This is a genomic window from Terrilactibacillus tamarindi, from assembly GCF_009718825.1.
GTDB classification, from domain to species: domain Bacteria; phylum Bacillota; class Bacilli; order Bacillales; family Sporolactobacillaceae; genus Terrilactibacillus; species Terrilactibacillus tamarindi.
The window spans coordinates 12,688-32,305 of the sequence record NZ_WNHB01000023.1; the positions used below are offsets into that span (position 1 = coordinate 12,688).

Annotated in this window: 15 protein-coding genes and 1 other RNA gene; 1 reads left to right on the forward strand and 15 read right to left on the reverse strand. The window is 37.2% G+C overall.

The genetic code is table 11. The annotated features are described in order from the left end of the window. Positions 1–35: 35 nt before the first annotated feature. The 13 genes from parC to proV form a co-directional block, all read right to left on the reverse strand. On the reverse strand, positions 36–2,477 hold the full coding sequence (parC, locus tag GMB86_RS12995) for a DNA topoisomerase IV subunit A (protein ID WP_155220616.1): 2,442 nt from the start codon (positions 2,475–2,477) through the stop codon (positions 36–38). Then, on the reverse strand, positions 2,477–4,444 hold the full coding sequence (gene parE / locus GMB86_RS13000) for a DNA topoisomerase IV subunit B (protein WP_155220618.1): 1,968 nt from the start codon (positions 4,442–4,444) through the stop codon (positions 2,477–2,479). The genes parC and parE overlap by 1 nt, the downstream gene beginning before the upstream one ends. Before the next feature lie 289 nt (positions 4,445–4,733). Next, entirely contained in the window at positions 4,734–5,141 is a 408-nt protein-coding gene (locus GMB86_RS13005; RefSeq protein ID WP_155220620.1) for a CoA-binding protein, read from the reverse strand. Between the two features lie 50 nt (positions 5,142–5,191). After that, a complete protein-coding gene (locus tag GMB86_RS13010) occupies positions 5,192–6,703 on the reverse strand; it encodes a carboxypeptidase M32 (RefSeq protein WP_155220622.1) in 1,512 nt (503 codons plus the stop codon). Between the two features lie 93 nt (positions 6,704–6,796). Continuing rightward, positions 6,797–7,954 carry a THUMP domain-containing class I SAM-dependent RNA methyltransferase gene (locus GMB86_RS13015; protein WP_408033842.1) on the reverse strand — a complete coding sequence of 386 codons (1,158 nt, stop codon included), beginning with the start codon at positions 7,952–7,954 and terminating at the stop codon, positions 6,797–6,799. A gap of 203 nt (positions 7,955–8,157) precedes the next feature. Then, an RNA gene (gene rnpB, locus GMB86_RS13020) (RNase P RNA component class B) lies at positions 8,158–8,552 on the reverse strand. 51 nt (positions 8,553–8,603) lie between these two features. Beyond that, on the reverse strand, positions 8,604–8,909 hold the full coding sequence (gpsB, locus tag GMB86_RS13025) for a cell division regulator GpsB (protein WP_155220624.1): 306 nt from the start codon (positions 8,907–8,909) through the stop codon (positions 8,604–8,606). 64 nt (positions 8,910–8,973) lie between these two features. Next, on the reverse strand, positions 8,974–9,549 hold the full coding sequence (locus GMB86_RS13030; protein ID WP_155220626.1) for a DUF1273 domain-containing protein: 576 nt from the start codon (positions 9,547–9,549) through the stop codon (positions 8,974–8,976). A 130-nt stretch (positions 9,550–9,679) separates the two neighbouring features. Next, entirely contained in the window at positions 9,680–10,984 is a 1,305-nt protein-coding gene (locus tag GMB86_RS13035) for a ribonuclease H-like domain-containing protein (protein ID WP_155220628.1), read from the reverse strand. Next, positions 10,975–13,248, reverse strand: coding sequence for a DEAD/DEAH box helicase (locus tag GMB86_RS13040; protein ID WP_155220631.1), 2,274 nt, complete (start codon positions 13,246–13,248; stop codon positions 10,975–10,977). The genes GMB86_RS13035 and GMB86_RS13040 overlap by 10 nt, the downstream gene beginning before the upstream one ends. Before the next feature lie 268 nt (positions 13,249–13,516). Then, positions 13,517–14,404: a glycine betaine ABC transporter substrate-binding protein gene (locus tag GMB86_RS13045; protein WP_155220633.1), complete on the reverse strand. Its 888-nt coding sequence runs from the start codon at positions 14,402–14,404 to the stop codon at positions 13,517–13,519. 12 nt (positions 14,405–14,416) lie between these two features. Continuing rightward, positions 14,417–15,256, reverse strand: coding sequence for an ABC transporter permease (locus GMB86_RS13050; RefSeq protein ID WP_155220635.1), 840 nt, complete (start codon positions 15,254–15,256; stop codon positions 14,417–14,419). Then, positions 15,253–16,455, reverse strand: coding sequence for a glycine betaine/L-proline ABC transporter ATP-binding protein ProV (gene proV / locus GMB86_RS13055; RefSeq protein WP_155220637.1), 1,203 nt, complete (start codon positions 16,453–16,455; stop codon positions 15,253–15,255). Before proV ends, GMB86_RS13050 begins: the two co-directional genes overlap by 4 nt. Before the next feature lie 283 nt (positions 16,456–16,738). Between proV and GMB86_RS13060 the strand changes: the two genes are divergently transcribed. Further along, entirely contained in the window at positions 16,739–17,293 is a 555-nt protein-coding gene (locus GMB86_RS13060; protein ID WP_329602925.1) for a GbsR/MarR family transcriptional regulator, read from the forward strand. Positions 17,294–17,385: 92 nt separating this feature from the next. Here GMB86_RS13060 and hpaB read toward each other — a convergent pair whose 3' ends face one another. Together hpaB and GMB86_RS13070 are read right to left on the reverse strand one after the other, a co-directional pair. Beyond that, positions 17,386–18,822 (reverse strand): 4-hydroxyphenylacetate 3-monooxygenase, oxygenase component, encoded by a 1,437-nt coding sequence (hpaB, locus tag GMB86_RS13065; RefSeq protein ID WP_155220641.1) that lies wholly within the window; start codon positions 18,820–18,822, stop codon positions 17,386–17,388. 118 nt (positions 18,823–18,940) lie between these two features. After that, positions 18,941–19,594, reverse strand: a complete 654-nt coding sequence (locus GMB86_RS13070; RefSeq protein WP_155220643.1) for an HAD family hydrolase — start codon at positions 19,592–19,594, stop codon at positions 18,941–18,943. Positions 19,595–19,618 lie beyond the last annotated feature (24 nt).

Sequence of the window (19,618 nt, forward strand, 5' to 3'; positions counted from 1 at the left end):
TTAAATTTGTCAAGTATAGACCCTGATATTTTAAGTTATTTATCCTCTTGTTTATCCACCGTTTTTTTCCAGATAGATATCACATCACCGGTCTCATTTTGATCCAGTACATAGGATCCATTACTTAATCGATCATTTGAGCGGATATCACTCGCATTTACTTCGATTCGTTCCCCATTTCCAGTAAGAATCACAAGATGATCGCTACTATCAATAAGAGACATGCCAATCAGTCGATGCGGTGATTTTTTTAGTTCACGTAGCATCATTACGCCTCTTCTTGCACGAGAAGACTTTTCTAATTGATGATAAATCGCCATTTTTTTGACTGCTCCGCGTTGTGTAACTAGGATTATTTCTGGGTTTTGCCCTACACCAAAGACTGCGCTGCCTATCACGACATCATCATCTTTTAAATTAATCGCTTTGACGCCACTTGCTCTTTGCCCCACTGTTCCAGCTTCAGCCTCGTCAAACCATAATCCAAAGCCATGCTTCGTGGCAATCAAAACATTTGCCTGTCCATCCGTTAAATGGGCATTAACTAATCGATCATTTTTCTTCAATTTCAAGGCCATGAGAGGCTTAGAATGACGTTGAGCTTGATAATGCATCAGTTCAGTTCGTTTAATCATACCAAGCTCTGTAATGAAATTAAAGTAAAGAGGTTCTTCAAAATCCGCAATTGGGAATGCACATATCACCGAGTCATCCGGTTGAATTGGGATGATGTTCGCAACATGCTGCCCCATATCCTTCCATCGTTTATCGGGAATCATATGTACAGGAAGATAGAGATAATGTCCCTTCTCAGTGAAAATCAACAATGTGTTGGTTGTATTCATCCCTTGTTTAAATAGAAGGTAATCATCGTCTTTCATGGCTATATCATTATCATTGCTTGCTGCGTAAGAACGCAAACTTGAACGTTTCACGTAACCATGTTTGGTGAGTGAAACCATGACATCTTCTGAAGCAACCATGACTTCAAGATCAATTTTTATTTCCTCAATCTCATTTTCAATGGTTGTGCGTCTTTGATCTTCATACTTTTTCTTCGTCGCAAGTAGTTCTTTTTTTATCACATTTACAAGTACTTTATCTGAGGATAATATTTTTTGAAGTCTTGCTATATTTTTCTTCAGTTCTTCAGCTTCTTTTTCTAGTGTGACAATATCTGTATTGGTTAAGCGATACAATTGTAAATTGACAATAGCTTCAGATTGAGGTTCTGTAAAACCAAATTGTTCAGATAAGTGCGATTTAGCATCTTTTTTATCTTTTGATGCACGAATGGTTGCAATCACTTCATCCAATATAGAAACAGCTTTAATTAACCCTTGAGTGATATGTTCACGGTCTACACTTTTCTTCAAGTCATATTTTGATCGATTGATCACTACTTCTTTTTGATGATCGACATATGCTTTTAAAATGGCTTTAAGACCCATCAATTCAGGTGTTTTACGATTAATAGCGACCATATTAAAGTTATAGGTAATTTGTAGATCGGTATTTTTATAGTAGTAGTTCAGAATACCATTGGCATCAGCTTCTTTTTTTAACTCGATGATGACCCTTGTTCCAGTACGATCGGTTTCATCACGAACTTCAGCCACACCTTCAACTTTTCGATCTAAACGCAATTCTTCCATTTTTTTTACAAGATTTGCTTTATTAACTTCATATGGTAATTCATTAATTACAATCTGTTCTCGACCACCGCGTAAAGGCTCCACCTCTGCACGACCACGTACGACAATTTTTCCTTTACCTGTACGATACGCTTTGCGAATACCTTCAAGTCCTTGTACAATGCCACCTGTAGGAAAGTCAGGGCCTTTTACAATGGCCATCAATTCATCTAACGTACAATCCGGTTTTTCCATTTCTAAGATGGTCGCATCAATAATTTCCCCCAAATGATGAGGAGGAATTTCCGTCGCATATCCCGCTGATATTCCTGTCGAACCATTTACGAGAAGATTTGGATAACGAGAAGGTAAAACAATCGGTTCTTCGGTTGTATCGTCAAAGTTCGAAACAAAGTCCACCGTTTGTTTATCAATGTCTCTTAAGAGTTCACTAGCAATGGATGACAGCCTTGCTTCTGTATAACGCATCGCTGCTGGCGGATCGCCATCTAAGCTCCCATTATTGCCATGCATCTGAACTAAAACATTTCGCACTTTCCAGTCTTGACTCATTCGAACCATGGCTTCATAAACCGACGAATCTCCATGAGGATGGTAATTACCTATAACGTTACCCACTGTTTTAGCTGACTTTCGAAACGGTTTTTCAAACGTGTTCCCATCCTGATACATGGCATATAAAATTCGTCGTTGAACAGGTTTCAAACCATCCCGTACGTCCGGTAGTGCCCTTTCTTGAATAATATATTTACTATAAATGCCAAATCGATCACCAATGACTTCTTCAAGAGGTAAATCGAGCAGTTTTTCTTGATTCGCCATTATAGTCTCTCTCCTTCAGTAACAGTGATATTCTCGTTTTCTAAAATGTTGGTTTCCTCGTCGAGGCCAAATGATACATGAGATTCAATCCATTTCCGTCTTGGCTCGACTTTATCACCCATAAGTGTGGTTACACGTCGTTCTGCATGGGCTGGATCATCTATTTTAACCCGTATGAGCGTTCTTGTTTCTGGGTTCATCGTGGTTTCCCATAATTGATCGGCGTTCATTTCTCCTAATCCTTTGTATCTCTGTAAGATATAGCCTTTACCAATCTCTTTAATCGCTTCTTTAAGTCCTTGCTCGTCCCAAGCATAGGTCAAAACCTCTTTTTTTCCAGACCCTTTGCTCACTTTATAAAGAGGCGGAAGAGCAATATAGACTTTACCTGCTTCTAGTAACGGTCTCATATAACGATAGAAAAAGGTGAGCAGTAGGACTTGGATATGTGCGCCGTCATTATCTGCATCAGTCATGATCACCACTTTATCGTAGTTTGTATCAGCGATGTTAAAATCTGGTCCAACTCCTGCACCAATGGCATGGATAATGGTATTTATTTCTTCATTTTTAAGAATATCAGCTAATTTTGCTTTCTCAGTATTGATGACTTTTCCGCGAAGAGGCAAAACAGCTTGAAATTTACGGTCCCTCCCCTGCTTAGCCGATCCACCAGCTGAGTCTCCTTCTACAAGATACAGTTCATTACGTTCAGGATTTTTTGAAGAAGCTGGAGTTAACTTACCACTCAATACCGTTTCTCTTCTCTTTCCTTTTTTTCCATTTCTCGCTTCCTCACGAGCTTTTCTTGCAGCTTCGCGAGCTTGAGAAGCTTTGACGGCTTTTTTTATCAACATTTCACTGATTTTTGGGTTTTCTTCTAAAAAATAACTTAGTTGTTCTGAGACGATGGCATCAACCGCTGAACGTGCTTCATTTGTTCCCAATTTCCCTTTGGTTTGGCCTTCAAACTGAAGCTTTTCTTCCGGTACCCTAACAGATACAATACCTGTAAATCCCTCGCGTATATCCGTTCCATCAAGATTTTTGTCTTTTTCTTTAAGCAGACCGCTCTTTCTTGCATAATCATTAAAAGCACGAGTAATCGCCGTTTTAAAACCGGATTCATGCGTTCCACCATCACGTGTTCGAACATTATTGACAAAGGAGAGGATATTTTCTGAATACCCATCGTTAAATTGAAAAGCAACATCGCTTTCAATACCACCAGACTGACCTGTGAATGACACGACAGGATGCAATGTATCCTTCTCTTCATTCAAATACTCAATAAAGGCTTGAATCCCAGTTTCATATTGATACGTCTCTTCTTTATCTGATCGTTCATCCCTTAGTACAATCTTCAGACCTTTTTGTAGGAATGCCGCTTCTTGTAATCGTTCACTTAAGACTTCAAAATTAAAAACAGTCGCGCTAAAAATGGTTGGATCAGGTTTAAAATGAATGAGTGTTCCTGTACCTCTGGCTTTGCCTAAATTTTCAAGCGTTGTTGCTGGATGCCCACCATGTTCAAATCGTTGTTTAAATTTTTCACCATCTCGCCATATGGTCACTTCTAACCATTCTGATAGAGCATTCACAACGGATGCACCTACACCATGGAGGCCCCCGCTTGTTTTATAGCCACCACTTTGCCCAAATTTTCCGCCAGCATGGAGAATGGTAAAAATAACCTCAGGGGTTGGTTTACCTGTTCGGTGCATTCCAGTGGGCATGCCTCGACCAAAGTCCCTTACACTAAGGCTATTATCTTTATGAATGGTTACAAGGATTTGGTCTCCATAACCAGCAAGAGCTTCATCTACTGCATTATCTACGATCTCATAAACAAGATGATGCAATCCTTTGGCATCTGTTGAACCTATATACATCCCTGGACGCTTTCGAACCGCTTCTAGCCCCTCAAGAACTTGTATCGTATCGTCATTATATGTTTGTTTAACCATCGTTGAAACTCCCTTCACGTTCATGCTGCAAAAGAAAACCTTAATAAAAAAAGAATAATTTATATAAAAACGAAATTATACCATCCACTTTATGTATTAAACCAGTATCTTTAACATTGAGCAATCTTTTTATTGTTTTTATGAAATAAGACTTCTATTTATGATTAATTTAAAGAACACATATTCTACTATGGCACATTACCTTGAAATCGTCAAATTCAATATTTTGACTTTTCTGAAATCGAAGAACAGAGAGACTCTGCATTTAGCAAAGTCCGTCTATTTTTTATTAGATATACTGCTGATGAGCGACCTTAATGCATTGATTCATAATTGTTGGTACGTGATGCTTTGCTAGATAGGATTCTGCTTCTTGATGATATAATCCAAGTTGGGCCCAAAATACTTTTGCCTGAACGTCTACCGTGTCTTTGGCAACCTCTAATAAAGCTTCACTTCGTCTAAAGACATTCACAATATCAATAGGACCATCAACATCTTTAAGCGTAGGAACAGCCTTTATTCCGAATACTTCATCGACGGTTGGATTAACTGGTATGATGGTATACCCTGCTTGGAGCATATAGTTAGCTACTTGATAACTCGTACGATTCGGTTTATTTGATAATCCCACTACGGCAATTCGCTTACTCTGTTTTAAAATCTTCTTGATTTCAGTAGATTGGATAATGGACAAAGGTACCACCTCATTTTAGTCATGTTCAGATAGAATTTTGCAATTCAAATCTATAATCCATATAATTCCTTATACTTTTCATTAAAATAGGTGATTAAGTAATCAGGATTAATAGTCTCACCGGTTGTATCAAGAATAATTTCAAGTGGTTTCTTTAAACTACCGTATTGATGAATATGTTCCGTCAACCAAGAACGAATCGCATCAATATGACCATTTTTTAATTGATGATCGAAATCGGGTATGGCTTTTAACATCGAATGTTTGAATTGAGCCGCATACACATACCCAAGGGCGTATGATGGAAAATAGCCGAAATCTCCTCCTGGCCAATGAATGTCTTGTAAGACACCTTCCCGATCATTCGTTGGGACTATGCCTAAATATTCCTTCATTTTTTCATTCCAAACGCCTGGTAAGTCTTTAACATGTAAATCTCCATCAAAAAGACCCTTTTCGAGTTCATATCGAACCATTATATGCAAAGGGTACGTTAATTCATCCGCATCAATACGAATGAATGATGGTTTCGAAACATTGATAGCTCGGTAAAACTCATCTAATGAAACATGGTCAAACTGACCGCTACTATATTTTTTTAATTCATCATAATGAGCTTCCCAAAAGGCATAGCTCCGGCCAACCATATTTTCAAAAAATAAAGATTGGGATTCATGAATGCCCATAGATGTGCCCGTACAAAGTGGCGTTCCAATGAGGTCTTTTGAAATATGCTGTTCATACAGAGCATGCCCACCTTCATGAATGGTACCAAAGATAGCCGACTTGAAATCATCTTCAAGATAATGGGTAGTGACACGAACATCACCTGGGTTTAACGTGATTTCGAACGGATGCATGGTTTCATCTAAACGGCCTGAGTTAAAATCATATCCCATTTTCTTAAGCATATGGATACTAAATTCCCTTTGTTTATCTTTTGGAAAATGTTTGTTTAAGAATGTTGTATCAGGATTGTTTTTTTCAGCTATTTGTTTTACTAAAGGAACGATGCCTTCTCTAAGCTGCTTAAACACTCGATCAATGACGTCAACACTTATTCCAGGTTCATATAAATCAAGAAGCGTATTGTATTTTGAACCGTCTTTCTCGCCCCAATAACGAATAAAACGTTTCTTATAGTCTACAATTTTCTCAAGATAAGGCTGTAATAGGCTAAAATTTGATTTTTCTTTTGCTTCTTCCCAGACGCTCTCAGCTTTTGTTTGTAGAATAATATAAGCTTTGTATTCTTCCGGTGGTATATTAACATTTCGACTATACTCTTCTTGAGATTTTTCAATTGATCGCTTTGTTCTCTCGCTTAATGAATCTTGGACAGAAGGATCCGTTAAAGCATCAATGTATCCCTTCATCTCTTCTGAAGTTGATCGTTTAAACACTTCGTCAGATAATGTTCCTACCACTTCAGATCGCTGTTCTATTCCATTCTTTGGAGCTCCCGTCCGCATATCCCAAGCAGCAAGAGCAATGGCTTCATTAAAGTCCATGATTTTCTTTACATAATAAAAATAAGCTTTTTCCACTTGTTGAATTGACATCTGTAAACACAACCTTTGCCAACTAATGTAATTACCCCTTTACAAACTCGTTCGACGGTATAATATCTAATTCCTGCTTTCTTAAGTAGAAAGTTATTCGTTATGGTCAAATTCAGATTGTCTAGGCGGGCGTTTTCCGAAATATTGATAATAATCCGTTCGTATACGGCCGTTATAGAGTTTGCGTTTTTTCGAAGCCTTTTTCCCAAAACACGTTTCAAATTCAGCGAATGAAGAGATGAAATAAAACGACCAAGTAGGATTTTCCTTATACACCTGTCCTAGTTGTCCACATACTTTACGAATGGTTTCAATATCGCTCATTCTCTCACCATAAGGGGGATTCCCGACCATACAACCGTACTCCTCATGAGTTGTAAAATCTGCCGCCTGCATTTGTTTAAATTTAATCATATCTCCGAATCCAGCTTCCCTTGCATTATGAGAGGCTAATTCAACCAACTTATGATCAATATCACTTCCTAAAATATTGAGTTGTTGATCATAATGAGCTAAGTCTTCTACTTCCAAACGTGCGTCATCCCAATCCGACTTCGGAATCAAAGGCCAAGCTTCTGATACATAATCATGATTAAACCCTGGTGCGATATTTTGACCAATTAGGGCTGCTTCAATCGGTATCGTTCCAGAGCCGCAAAACGGATCTGCAAACGGACGGTCCGGTGTCCAGTTTGTTAAATAGATAAGAGCTGCTGCAAGCGTTTCCCTAATAGGGGCTTCACCGTGCAGGGATCGATAGCCACGCTTATGGAGAGGGCCACTTGCATCAATTAATATCGTTGCAATATTCTTTCTTAATGTCACTTCAATTTTAAAGAACGGTCCATCTTCAGTAAACCAATCAATATGGTATTTATTTTTCAAACTGTCTACAATCGCTTTTTTTACAATGGATTGACAGTCAGGTACACTATGTAACTCCGATTTTATCGATTTCCCCGTTACTGGAAATTCTGCATTAGCGGGCAAATAGTCACCCCAAGGAAGAGCTTTAGTTTGTTCAAATAAAGCATCAAACGAGGTTGCTTTAAATTCACCTATTTTTATTTTAATTCTTTCTGCTGTTCTAAGCCATAATGCGGTTCTGCAAATATCTTTTGGTTCGCCTTGAAATGTAATTTTTCCATTTTCAACTTGTAAATCCGTGTACCCTAGCTTTCTCAGTTCATCTGCAGCAATTGCTTCTAAACCCATAGCAGTTGTCGCAATGAGGGTTAATTCTTTTGTCACTCATTTTCCTCCTCGTATAGGTGCAATTTTAAACCAGTTTAATTAGTTTGATCATTTTTTTATGTTTTTACCTATTTTCCCATGTCAATAAAAGTGGAAAATCGAAAAAATATATGAAAGATTTTTTAATCCACATTGCTTCTTTATAATTTTATGTATGAAAAAAGCCCATATATGGGCTCGTTTAACGTGTATTATTCATGTTCGATAAGCCATGTTCTGTATCCATTGTACTTCATGCGGATCATTATCCTCGTACGCCGGTGGTAATCATCTATCTACAGACATTATAGTCTGTCTCTCTTTCCGTTCATTTCCATCCAGAGAATTCCTCTACCAAATTTGAGTTTCTCGCTCGAGGGGTTTACCACGTTCCACTTTTACTGTTTCCAGTAAAACTCGTCTCTATGGCACTTTTACAAGAAAATAACCCTATCTGTAAAACAGACTTAGGTGATTTTCTAGCCGTTAATCTAGAAAAATCCAGATTACCCTAGCTTATGTCTTGGCTAGGCACGAACACTACGATCATCTCAGATCGTGCGAGCATGGACTTTCCTCTATACCATCAATGATGCTACAGCGATTACCTGAACATAAATAACATCACAAAAATACATTTTACACTACTTTAACTAAAAAATCAACATCAATCGTGTAATCGACTTCCGAATACGTGTTTTTCTAAATTAGATAGCCGTTTTAATATGTCATAATTTGTTTGACCTTGATTAACTGACATAGGACGTCTTGGCTCCGTGCGTTGATTATTTAATTCAGATTTTAAACGTTGATTTTCCTTTTGTAGACGATTAATTTCTGCTTCAAATGTATCATAATCTTTAATAATAATGTCCAAAAATTTGTCCACATCATCAGGTTGATATCCCCGTAAACCTGATTTAAATTCCTTATCAAGAATATCTTGAGTGGTTAAGTTAACTAATTTATTCATTCTCTTCTCACCTCTTCTTCAGTCCCCTTTCTATTATTTTTCCAAAACAATCCCGAATTGTCAATCATCCTTGAGTCCAATAATTTGGATCTTGTTCCCTTAATTCTTCTGCCGCCGACTCAATATCATATCGAGTAATAAAACGTATTGGATAATGTCCCCTTTTATTTTTTATGTTTGCTGCTTGTAAATAGTATTTCGGTGTTCCTGGCTGTTCTGTGTCATACAAAAGAAGAATTCCGTCACTTTTGTCAACTAAAAAATCATTTTTCTGTTTCAGCTGCAGGGGACTTTGATAGGGTCTTTTCGAAATAAAGTCGGTAAAGTCGGCCTCAGAAAGAATACGTTGGTAGGTCTCTTTCATCGTCTCTGACCACCTTTCTTCCTGTTCATAAAAGGGGGGCAATACGGCTAGTTTCATTTCATATCCTTCTTCTTTTAGCGTTAAAATTTCTTCAGCTGCCCAAATTTCTACGCCCAGTTGCCCACTGATGATGAACCATTGGACGCCTTCTTCCACTAACTGAAGAATTTGTGAACGTATGCAATGTTTAATCACTCGTATTCCCTCATGCTTTTCAGAAAATATGCCCAACTCATGAGGTTTATAACCGGTTATTAGAAAGACTTGCACATTCATAGGAGAACCTTCCTTATTTATTAATCTTAAATTAAATGAATTTTGTCGAAAAAGTCAGATAAAAGGTTTATTCAACACTAATATAGCGAAGAAAGACGTATTTTGCGCTTACCCGGGTAATATTTTTATTTTAATTTTTCTTATTTCCCTTTCGTTTCAAACGGTTTTCTCGTTTGATTAATGGATCCATTTTTTTAGATAAATCAGATGTATGAATAATATGCCGATCCTTAATAAATTGCATGGCACATTGTGTATATTTCAGTGCTTGATCTATATCTTTATAGTGATGTTCAAGTAATTTGGCGACTTCAATGTAGGTGGATTCATCTTCTACTTGTCCTGTTTCGATGATGTTCAGATAATACTTTAAAGCCATTGAATAATTTTTTTGTTTTTTATATAAATCACCAAGATTCCTATTCGCTTTGGCATTTATTTCGGATGAAGATGAAGAATGAATCAATTTTTCAAATCGAGCGATCGCTTCCTCGTTGCATTTTAAATATTGAAACCATCTGGCTATTTCAAACTGTTCATCATCGTCTACATTTTCTTCACCAAAACATTTTATGGAAAGATGAATATATAAACTAATTAATGTCAAGATATCTTGGAAGTTATGTTCTATTACCCCTTCAACAAGTGAGGCTTTAGGTTGTTTCAGAAATTGAAAATATAAAAATGGAGCCATATGACCAGGGATATCCCCTCCCCTGTCAATCCCCAGAATCTCTTTTTCAACTGTTTGTAACCGTGTTTGTTCGAGACGATTTTTCCAAAGTCTCCGCGAGGCATGGAGTAAGTCAAAATGTCCAAAGGCAGGTAGTTTGGGTACACGATCTTGGACAAATTGATAGCGTGATTTTACTCTTGGCCAGTCAAAAGCTTTTCCATTATACGTCACAAGGTGCTTAAGTTCCCTGCAGTCCGTTAAAAAATGATAATAAAAAGCCGTTTCATGTCCAGGTCCCGGTAAAAAATATTGTTTTAAGGTAATTCCATCCTCTGATACTCGCGCAAAACCGATCAAGAAGATCATATTTCCAGCTCCAGCATCTAAACCCGTTGTTTCTGTATCAAAAAATAGCAACTCCTCTGCTTTTAACCCTTGTGCTGATAAAGGATGAGTAAACGTCAGCTCCTGCCATTTTGATATAATATCAAAAAGTTGTCTCCCCTTGTATGGTCCTATTTTTTCATCTAAGTCAATATGTTTTGATCGAATAAGCACCATTTGATTGTCAAACGTTTTGATATCAGCCTGGAGATTTTGCGCTGCTAGTCGAAGCTCTTTCTCATATATTTCTTCTTTCGAAAACTTACATCTTTCCTTATGGTTGGACGGTTGTCCTTCTTGACTCACGGTCGTCTCATGGGCAGATTTTTGCTTCTTTTTTTGCTTATATCGTTCTAATTGCTTTTTTAATGACACGATTTTGTTTCCTTCAATAGATCAATGATGATTTTTTTTATATTTTTGGGTGCTTCTTCACCAAGCCCAATACAAGAAGGACAGCCTTTTTCACAATGACACCCCTCAATCAATGACGTTACTTCCTCAAGTAATTCCGGAAATTTATGATAGATCGTTTTACTAAGCCCGATTCCACCAGGGTATCGATCGTAGATAAAGATCGTTGATTGCTCATTATGGGGAGATTTAATCATTGGGACGACAGACAAGTCTCCGACATCACACATCACAAATAATGACGCGGCCGTTTTGAGAACGTGGCTTAAAGCGAGTAAGATATATTCAAACGTCTCTTTACCTACCTCTTCAACCACTTCGTTCGAAAAACTTATCCATGCTGCACTCGTATGCATTTCCTCTTCTGGAAGATGAATAGGTCCAGAACCAATATTTTCGTGGGTTTCAAATCTTATTTTTTTGAATAGCGTAGGCAGAGCTCGAACAGACACATCGCCAAAAGCACGCTCTACCTTTTCTCCCATCTCTTTTTCATATTGATCGACATCGAGTACATCGAGATGTACCGCTAAATTAGCATCGGTATAATAATTTACACTAATGGAACGTACATAAGCCTTTTTCTCTTCCCAGTCTAACTCTTCTACCTGATATTGCTTTCCTTGATGAAGATAGATAGCCTCCTCATATAACATGGTCATGGCGCTGAATCGATCCATCTCACCAATAATTTGAACAGACTCCGGGTGGGTTTGATCAACAATAACCACATTTTCTTGCGTAGCCGACCTTAAGCTAATATTTGTCGCTGGGAAAGCATCATTCATCCAATACCATTTGTTTGCTTGAAAATGCAGAACATCCTCATCAGCCAAATAGGTACAAAGATCGTCAACTTCTAAATCACCAAAACGATCGCCAACTTGAAACGGCAATTCATAGGCTGCACATTTAATGTGATCGATCAATATTATAACGTTATTCGGATTGATCCGAACCGCTTCTGGTTTTCTTTCAAAAAAGTAATCAGGATGATGAACGATATATTGATCAAGAGGATCTGAAGAAGCAACCATTACAATCACAGCTTCGTCTTGCCTTCTGCCTGCTCTTCCTGCTTGCTGCCAAGTACTTGCAACACTTCCTGGATAACCTGTCATGATACAAACTTGAAGTTGACCAATATCCACGCCTAGTTCCAAAGCATTTGTGCTTACAACACCCATAATTTCTCCACTTCTTAATCCTTTTTCGATGGCTCGTCGTTCTGAAGGCAAATAACCGCCTCGATACGCTCTTATTTTAGATCGTTCATGTCTACCCGTATTGAGTTGTTGGAGATAACTTAAAAGCAGTTCAACTCTGACACGACTTTTTGCAAAAACAATGGTCTGTATATCGTTTTTTAAAAAAGTTTTGGCAAGATCTCTAACTTCAAGCGTTGCACTTTTTCTTACATTTAGCGCATAATTAACAACCGGTGGATTATAAAAGATAAAATGTTTACGTACACTAGGTGCGCCATTTTTGTCTATCAAATGCATCTTCTCACCAGTTAAGATTTCTGCATGTTCCCTCGGATTTTGAATCGTTGCTGAGGTACAAATAAAAACTGGATGGCTACCGTAATAGTCACAGATCCTTTTTAACCGTCTGATAACATTAGCCACGTGACTTCCAAATACACCTCGATACGTATGGAGTTCATCAATGACAACATATTGTAGATTCTCAAACAATGAAACCCATTTCGTATGATGTGGTAATATTGCGGAATGTAACATATCTGGATTAGTTATCACGACGTGACCCGCTTGTCTTATTTTTTGTCTAATTTGACCCGGTGTATCGCCGTCATAAGTATAGCTTTTGATTGATATACCCATCTCATCGATCAATTCATTCATTTCACTTTTCTGATCTTGAGCGAGTGCTTTAGTTGGAAATAAATATAACGCCCGGTTTGACTCTTTTTCAATGATTCCTTGTAAGACAGGTAAATTATAGCAAAGCGTTTTACCAGAAGCCGTTGGCGTGACCGCAACAATATTTTTTCCTTCTTTTACTTTCAAGAACGCTTCAGCTTGATGACTATATAAAGTTGAAATTCCTCTGTGACTTAATGCCTCAATTAACCGTTGATCCATCTCTTCAGGAAAAGAGACAGACTGGGCATGCCGTTCAGGAATTGTATGCCAATGAGCGATATTTGGATTATTTCTTAAAATTGTGAGTAAATTCTCAATAGATTGTCTCACTTTCATAAACGATGCTCCTTAGGAGATAAAAAACGCTTATCTCTATTTCATACTCCCATTCTAACATAACGAATACGCGTTCGTTAGATAATTTGCCTTGAAATTTTTAGTCAATAGCAACGCAAACTTGAGCTATTTTATCCGAACATATCGCTTAAACAAATGTTTGTTTAATCATATATTTTTAAACTGGTTTACATAATGTTATTTTTATTAATTAAACCTTCAAAAAAAGAGCGGCTTATCGCCGCTCTCCTCTCTTTATGATCTTAAGTTATTTTGTTTTTAAATCCTCGATTGAGTTGATTTTCATATATTTTGGAACAACAAGACCTAATTTAGTACCCTTCAAGTTAGTACCGAGATCTGTTAGTTTGTTGTTAAATTGATTCATGTAATCGGCGTGAGTTGATGGTAACCAAGCAGCTACAATGGCATCATCACTGCCTTTTGCAAGACCTGCAAACATTTGTCCTGCACCTAATTGTTCTAAGTTTACATTATAGCCAAGATCACGGAGAACCTCAGCAACAACATTTGTACTTGCAATTTCAGATGCCCAGCTGACATACGCTAATTTTACTGTTTTGCCATTTACTTTGTTTACACCTTTTTTCCATTGGTTAACTTTGTCTTGATTTGCTTTTATCCAAGCTTTTGCTGCTTCTTGTTCGCTTTTTCCACCTTGAATATCAAGCATGACTTTACCCATATCATCCGGAGACCAATTAAATTGATCTAAGAATTTTGTCGCATTAGGATCTTTTTTTGCAAAGTTTTTGTTGATGACTGTATGAATTTCTTCATCTTTTCCATAGACACCTTTTGGATCTTCAAGATATTTCAAATCGTATTTAGAGAACATCCAGTGCGGTGTCCAGCCCGTAATAATGATCGGTTTTTTATTTTTTATCGCTTTATCTAATGAAGCTGTCATGGTTGATTCTGAACCCGATTGGACTTTCCAATCACTAAGACCGTAATCTTTAATCACTTGGTCAGTAGCTTTCATAATTCCTGAACCAGGATCAATACCCGTAATAGTATGATTCACTTTATCTCCAATAAACTCATTTTTATCGTTTCCTTTGTTACCACAGCCTGAAAGTGCCATACCAATGACAACAAACAACGCCACGATAGCTAAACTTATTTTCTTCATAGAAAAATCCTCCTATTGTTTTTTACTTCTTGTATTTTGTGAAATCCGGTCTAACATAATCGCAATAATCACGATAGCTATACCTGCTTCAAAACCAATATCCGTTCTTAAAGACGTTACGGCAAAGTTAACGTCAGCACCGAGTCCAGGAGCCCCTACAAGAGATGCTACAACGACCATAGACAATGCTAACATGATGCTTTGATTAATCCCTGCCATGATGGTTGGCATAGAAAGAGGCAATTGTACTTTAAATAATTTTTGCATGGTGGTTGAACCAAAGGATTCCGAAGCCTCAATTAAGTCTTCTGGAACTTGTCTTATCCCTAAATTCGTTAAACGAATGGTTGGCGGTATCGCAAAAATAATGGTTGCTACAACGCCAGGCGCCATCCCTGTACCAAAAAGAAAGATAGCTGGAATAAGGTAAACAAAAGAAGGCATGGTTTGTAACAAATCAAGTATAGGTGTAATAATACTTTTAAATGTATTATTAATTCCTGCAATGATCCCAAGAGGTAACCCGATAATAATAGAGAGAACGACCGATGTTACAACAAGTGAGAAGGTTTGCATGGCATTATGCCAATATCCAAGGTCATAAATTAAAACAAGACCTATCAAAGTAAATAACGCAACACCCCAACCCCGACGCCAAAAAGCGATGGCCGTGAAAAGAATAATGAATCCAACTGGAGTGATGAATTCAAATGCTGTGACAAGAAACTCTACAAAACCTGCTAGGCCACTAGCAATTTGACCAAAGAATCCTTCAAAATTATTTGTAATAAATTGGATGAATAGGTCAATCCAATGCCCAAGAGGTATTTTTGGCAATAAAGGATCACTCATAATTTCACCCCATTTCCATTTAGAGCATCCTGGTCTCCAGATAAAGCGGCAATTATTTCAGCACGCTTGACGATTCCTCGAAGTCTGCCCTCATCATCTACCACAGGTAATGGAACAGGCGAATGATTCATATCCTCAAATAAATCGTTTAATAAGGTATCCAGCTTAACCGTTACAACTTCTTTTACAATTTCTCGGCAGGACTTGCCTGTTTTAGTCGCTTCTAATGCGTCATCAGCGCTTATAATCCCGAGAAATTTTTTACCTTTGTCAACGGCATAGATGGAAGAAATCCCTTCATCACGCATAAGTTGCAATGCAACCCTTGGACCACGATCAATAAATATGGTTTCCGGACGAATCATTATGTTACTTGCAACAATAACTTTACTCATATCAACGTCCTCTACGAATTGTTCAACATAACGATTGGCTGGATTCATCAAGATTTCTTCAGGAGTCCCCACTTGAACAATCGAGCCATCTTTCATTAACGCGATCCGATCACCAATTCTCAAAGCCTCATCAAGATCGTGAGTAATAAACACAATCGTCTTATGCATGTCGCTTTGTAAGTCTAACAATTCATTTTGCATATCTTTACGGATTAATGGGTCTAGTGCACTAAAAGCTTCATCCATGAGCAAAATATCTGTATCACTTGCAAGAGCACGGGCTAATCCAACCCTTTGTTGCATACCACCTGATAGCTCATTAGGGTTCTGATGTTCATAACCTTTTAATCCAACCAGTTCAAGTGCTTTCGTTGCTTTTTCACGACGCTCATCTTTACTCATACCTTGTATTTCTAGCCCATACTCTGTGTTTTCTAATATGGTTCGATGAGGAAACAAAGCAAATCGCTGAAAAACCATGCTGATTTTTTTCTGACGAACTTGTCTTAACTCTTGTTTATTCATTTTCGTAATATCTTGACCGTCAATGTGGATTTCACCTGATGTAGGTTCGATCAAACGGTTTATAAGACGGACTAGTGTGGATTTCCCACTACCAGAAAGCCCCATGATAACGAAAATTTCACCTTCTTTGACGTAAAAATCAGCTTGGTTGACACCTACGGTCATTCCCGTCTTTTTAAATATCTCAGGCTTTTTTAATCCTTGTTTTAACATATCAACGGCACGTCTTGGATTTTTTCCGAAGACTTTCGTAATATTTTTAACATCAATCTTGTTCATTTAGTCACCTCAATTTTTCAAAAAAAAATATCCTTTCTCTATTTTGCTCCAATGTGATCGCCTTTATTATTTTAACGTTAGTTAAAACCTAATAGCAAACGATATATACTTTTAAAACAATTCATTTTGTACGTACAGTTTGTACCGTACGTAATTTACGTCTTGTTTTCTAAGTAATCCTCCCGATTACTCCATTTTCCGTATCAACTTGATTCTTTCATTATTTCTCAACAATGGGTAAAATAAATCATATGTAAAATAACAAAAACGAATAATGGTGGTTATAAAATTGGATAAGAAAACGCTTATGGAATCAGCGAGAGAACGTGTCATTGAAACCATTTCACATAACATGTATTTATACGGTGTTACACCTTCAATTGGACGTCTTTATGGGACACTCTTTTTTAATGACAAACCGATGACACTTGATGAGATGAAAGAAGAATTAAAAATGAGTAAGACAAGTATGAGTACGTCTGTAAGAACGCTAACAGATCTTAATATGGTGGAGAAGGTTTGGAAGAAAGGGATTCGTAAAGATCTTTATGAAGCAAAAAAGGACTGGTATCAAATTTTTATTGATTTTTTCTCGAACGAGTGGCGTAAGGTGATTTCATTAAATGTGAAAGCCATAAATCAATCTATGCGAGAATTAAAAACGGTATTAGAAGAAGATCTAACGATTGATGAGAAAGAAACCGTTCTTCATGATTTAGAGAAATTCAACTATGCAATTGAGTACTATAAATGGTTAAATCAACTCTTCGATTACTTTGAATCCAATCAGATTTTTGATTTAATCACCAAGCAAGAGATAGAAAAAGAACTGGATTGAATAAACCCTCAAGCTTTTTTGCTTGAGGGTTTTTGCTTCAATCAAAACCTTAACTTAGAAATCGACCGTTTTTTAGTCAAAATGCTAGAACATCATGACTGATGTAAAAATTTTTTAACCCAATCAACATAGGCTGACCGATCATATTCACGATACACTGTTCCGGATAGCCTTGCTGAATCACCAAAGAAAAAGCGTTCGTACAAAGTCTGTCTCCCACCAAAGGCACTGATACACAGATCACTGGCTAATCGAAATAACTTGACTCTTTCATATCCTTTCAGCGTGGCTGATTGCAGATAGTTATTTAATTCGTTTTGATTTATTGAATGAAAATCTCGTTCTGTCGGAATGGAAACTAACCCGCTTGCACCAATCAACTGCATGATTTCAATAAATCTCGGATAAATTTTTGGAAAATAAGCCATAGCCGCATAAAGAGGGTTACGATCTGGTACCATAAATCCCCATTGATCTCGAGATGCACTTGTTTCAGATGAAATTAAAAACCCTTTTAATGTCTCTAGAGCCATCACCACTTCTACAATCTTCTCTTGTATATGTTGATATTCTCCTATATTAATTGTATCAACGATTGATTGAAGAACGCCTAAAACAAATTCAGTTTTTACCACATTTTTTGTTGTAACTTGATGGATTTGATAGGGAAAAAATCCACTTTCACTATAAAGGAGGCTCGCAGAAAAAGGGTCACCATAAATAAAAACTCGTTCCCAAGGAACTTCACAATGATCAAAGACAACTACGGCATCCATTTCATCAAACCTTGCGCTAAGCGGATGATCGTATTCATCATGCCTGTAATCAAAAGACTCGCGACATAGAAATTTTAATCCAGGTAAATTTGATGGAATGGCGAAAGCATAACATAGTGATGTATCAACTTGATTTCCACCAGGAGGAAATACAAGAATTTCATCTGTTATGCCTCCTTGCGTTGCCAATAATCTTGCTCCTTGAACGATAATTCCATTTTCATTTTTATCTATGACACGAGCTGAAATGTCCTCATTCGAATTATCCATATAATTTGACGATCGATTCACTTGGGGGTTAATAAACGTATGTGTTAATGACAAATCATTCTCTCTGCAATATTCATAGTACTTGACAAAATTTCCCTTACCTTTTGGATCAGAAAACAAGTCCGATGCAGCAGAAAAACTCATTAGCACCGTATTCATATAATCTGGAGAACGACCCATCATGCCGGCACTTTGTCTTGCCCAAGTTTCAATCATTTTGCGCCTTTTTTCAAGGTCTTTGCGTGTTTTTGGTTGTAGAAACGACATTCCTACTCGTTCATTTGTTTTTGGAGATAAATACGTCATGATATCAATCATGTCTTTTCGACATTGTAAATCATAAAGTGAGGCTTGACTTTTCATAATGCCTTTAAATGATGAATGTTCAGAAATATTACCAGTCACTTTTTGACCATTAATCCAAACATTGGATTTTAAATGATCAATTCGATTGATGTACTGTTGACCATTCACACAAGGCATAGTGACACCTCTTTTGTCATTTTATATTAATGTATATGCTAGACGTTGTGAAGTTATTTACATGGATTAATCAAAAATAACGGTTTATTTTTACTCCAATCCAGCCATAGCTTGGGATTCATTCTTTCCTATTTTGAAAAAGCGAAACAAACTCGTCAACATGTGTCCAGATATAATCTGGTTTTGTTTCAAAGTGATCTGATTGATAGGTATCTAACCAGTGAACCCCAGCAGTCGTCACATTGGCCCGTTTTCCAGCTTGAATATCGGCCATACTGTCACCAATGAAGATCATTTCTTGCGGAGTAGACCCGAGTTCTTTCATAACTTTTAACAGACCTTCTGGATGTGGTTTAGGATGTTGGACTTCATCGCCAGTTATCACCACATCAAAAAAATGAGATAAACCGCACAAAGTACTGGAAATAGCAAAAGCTCTCCGGCTTTTCCCTGTCATGACGCCTAATTTTATCCCCTTATATTTTAAATAGTGGAGCATTCGTTCAATATCTTCATTATGGTCAACAAATGAATCATGATCTTGTTCATATAATCGATAATACATCTCAACAGCCAAATCGAATTTGTCCTTATTTTTTAGATGATTTTTAATGATTCCATCTTCTGTAGGGCCAAACATGTCAATCAGCTCATGATTACTGTATGTTTGATTATCATATTTCTCAAAAACGGCTTTTAAACAATGAAAGGTTAACGGTAAGGTATCTGCCAATGTTCCATCAAAATCAAAGCAAATGGTTTTCCATGTCATATCGATCCTTCCTTTCAATATAAT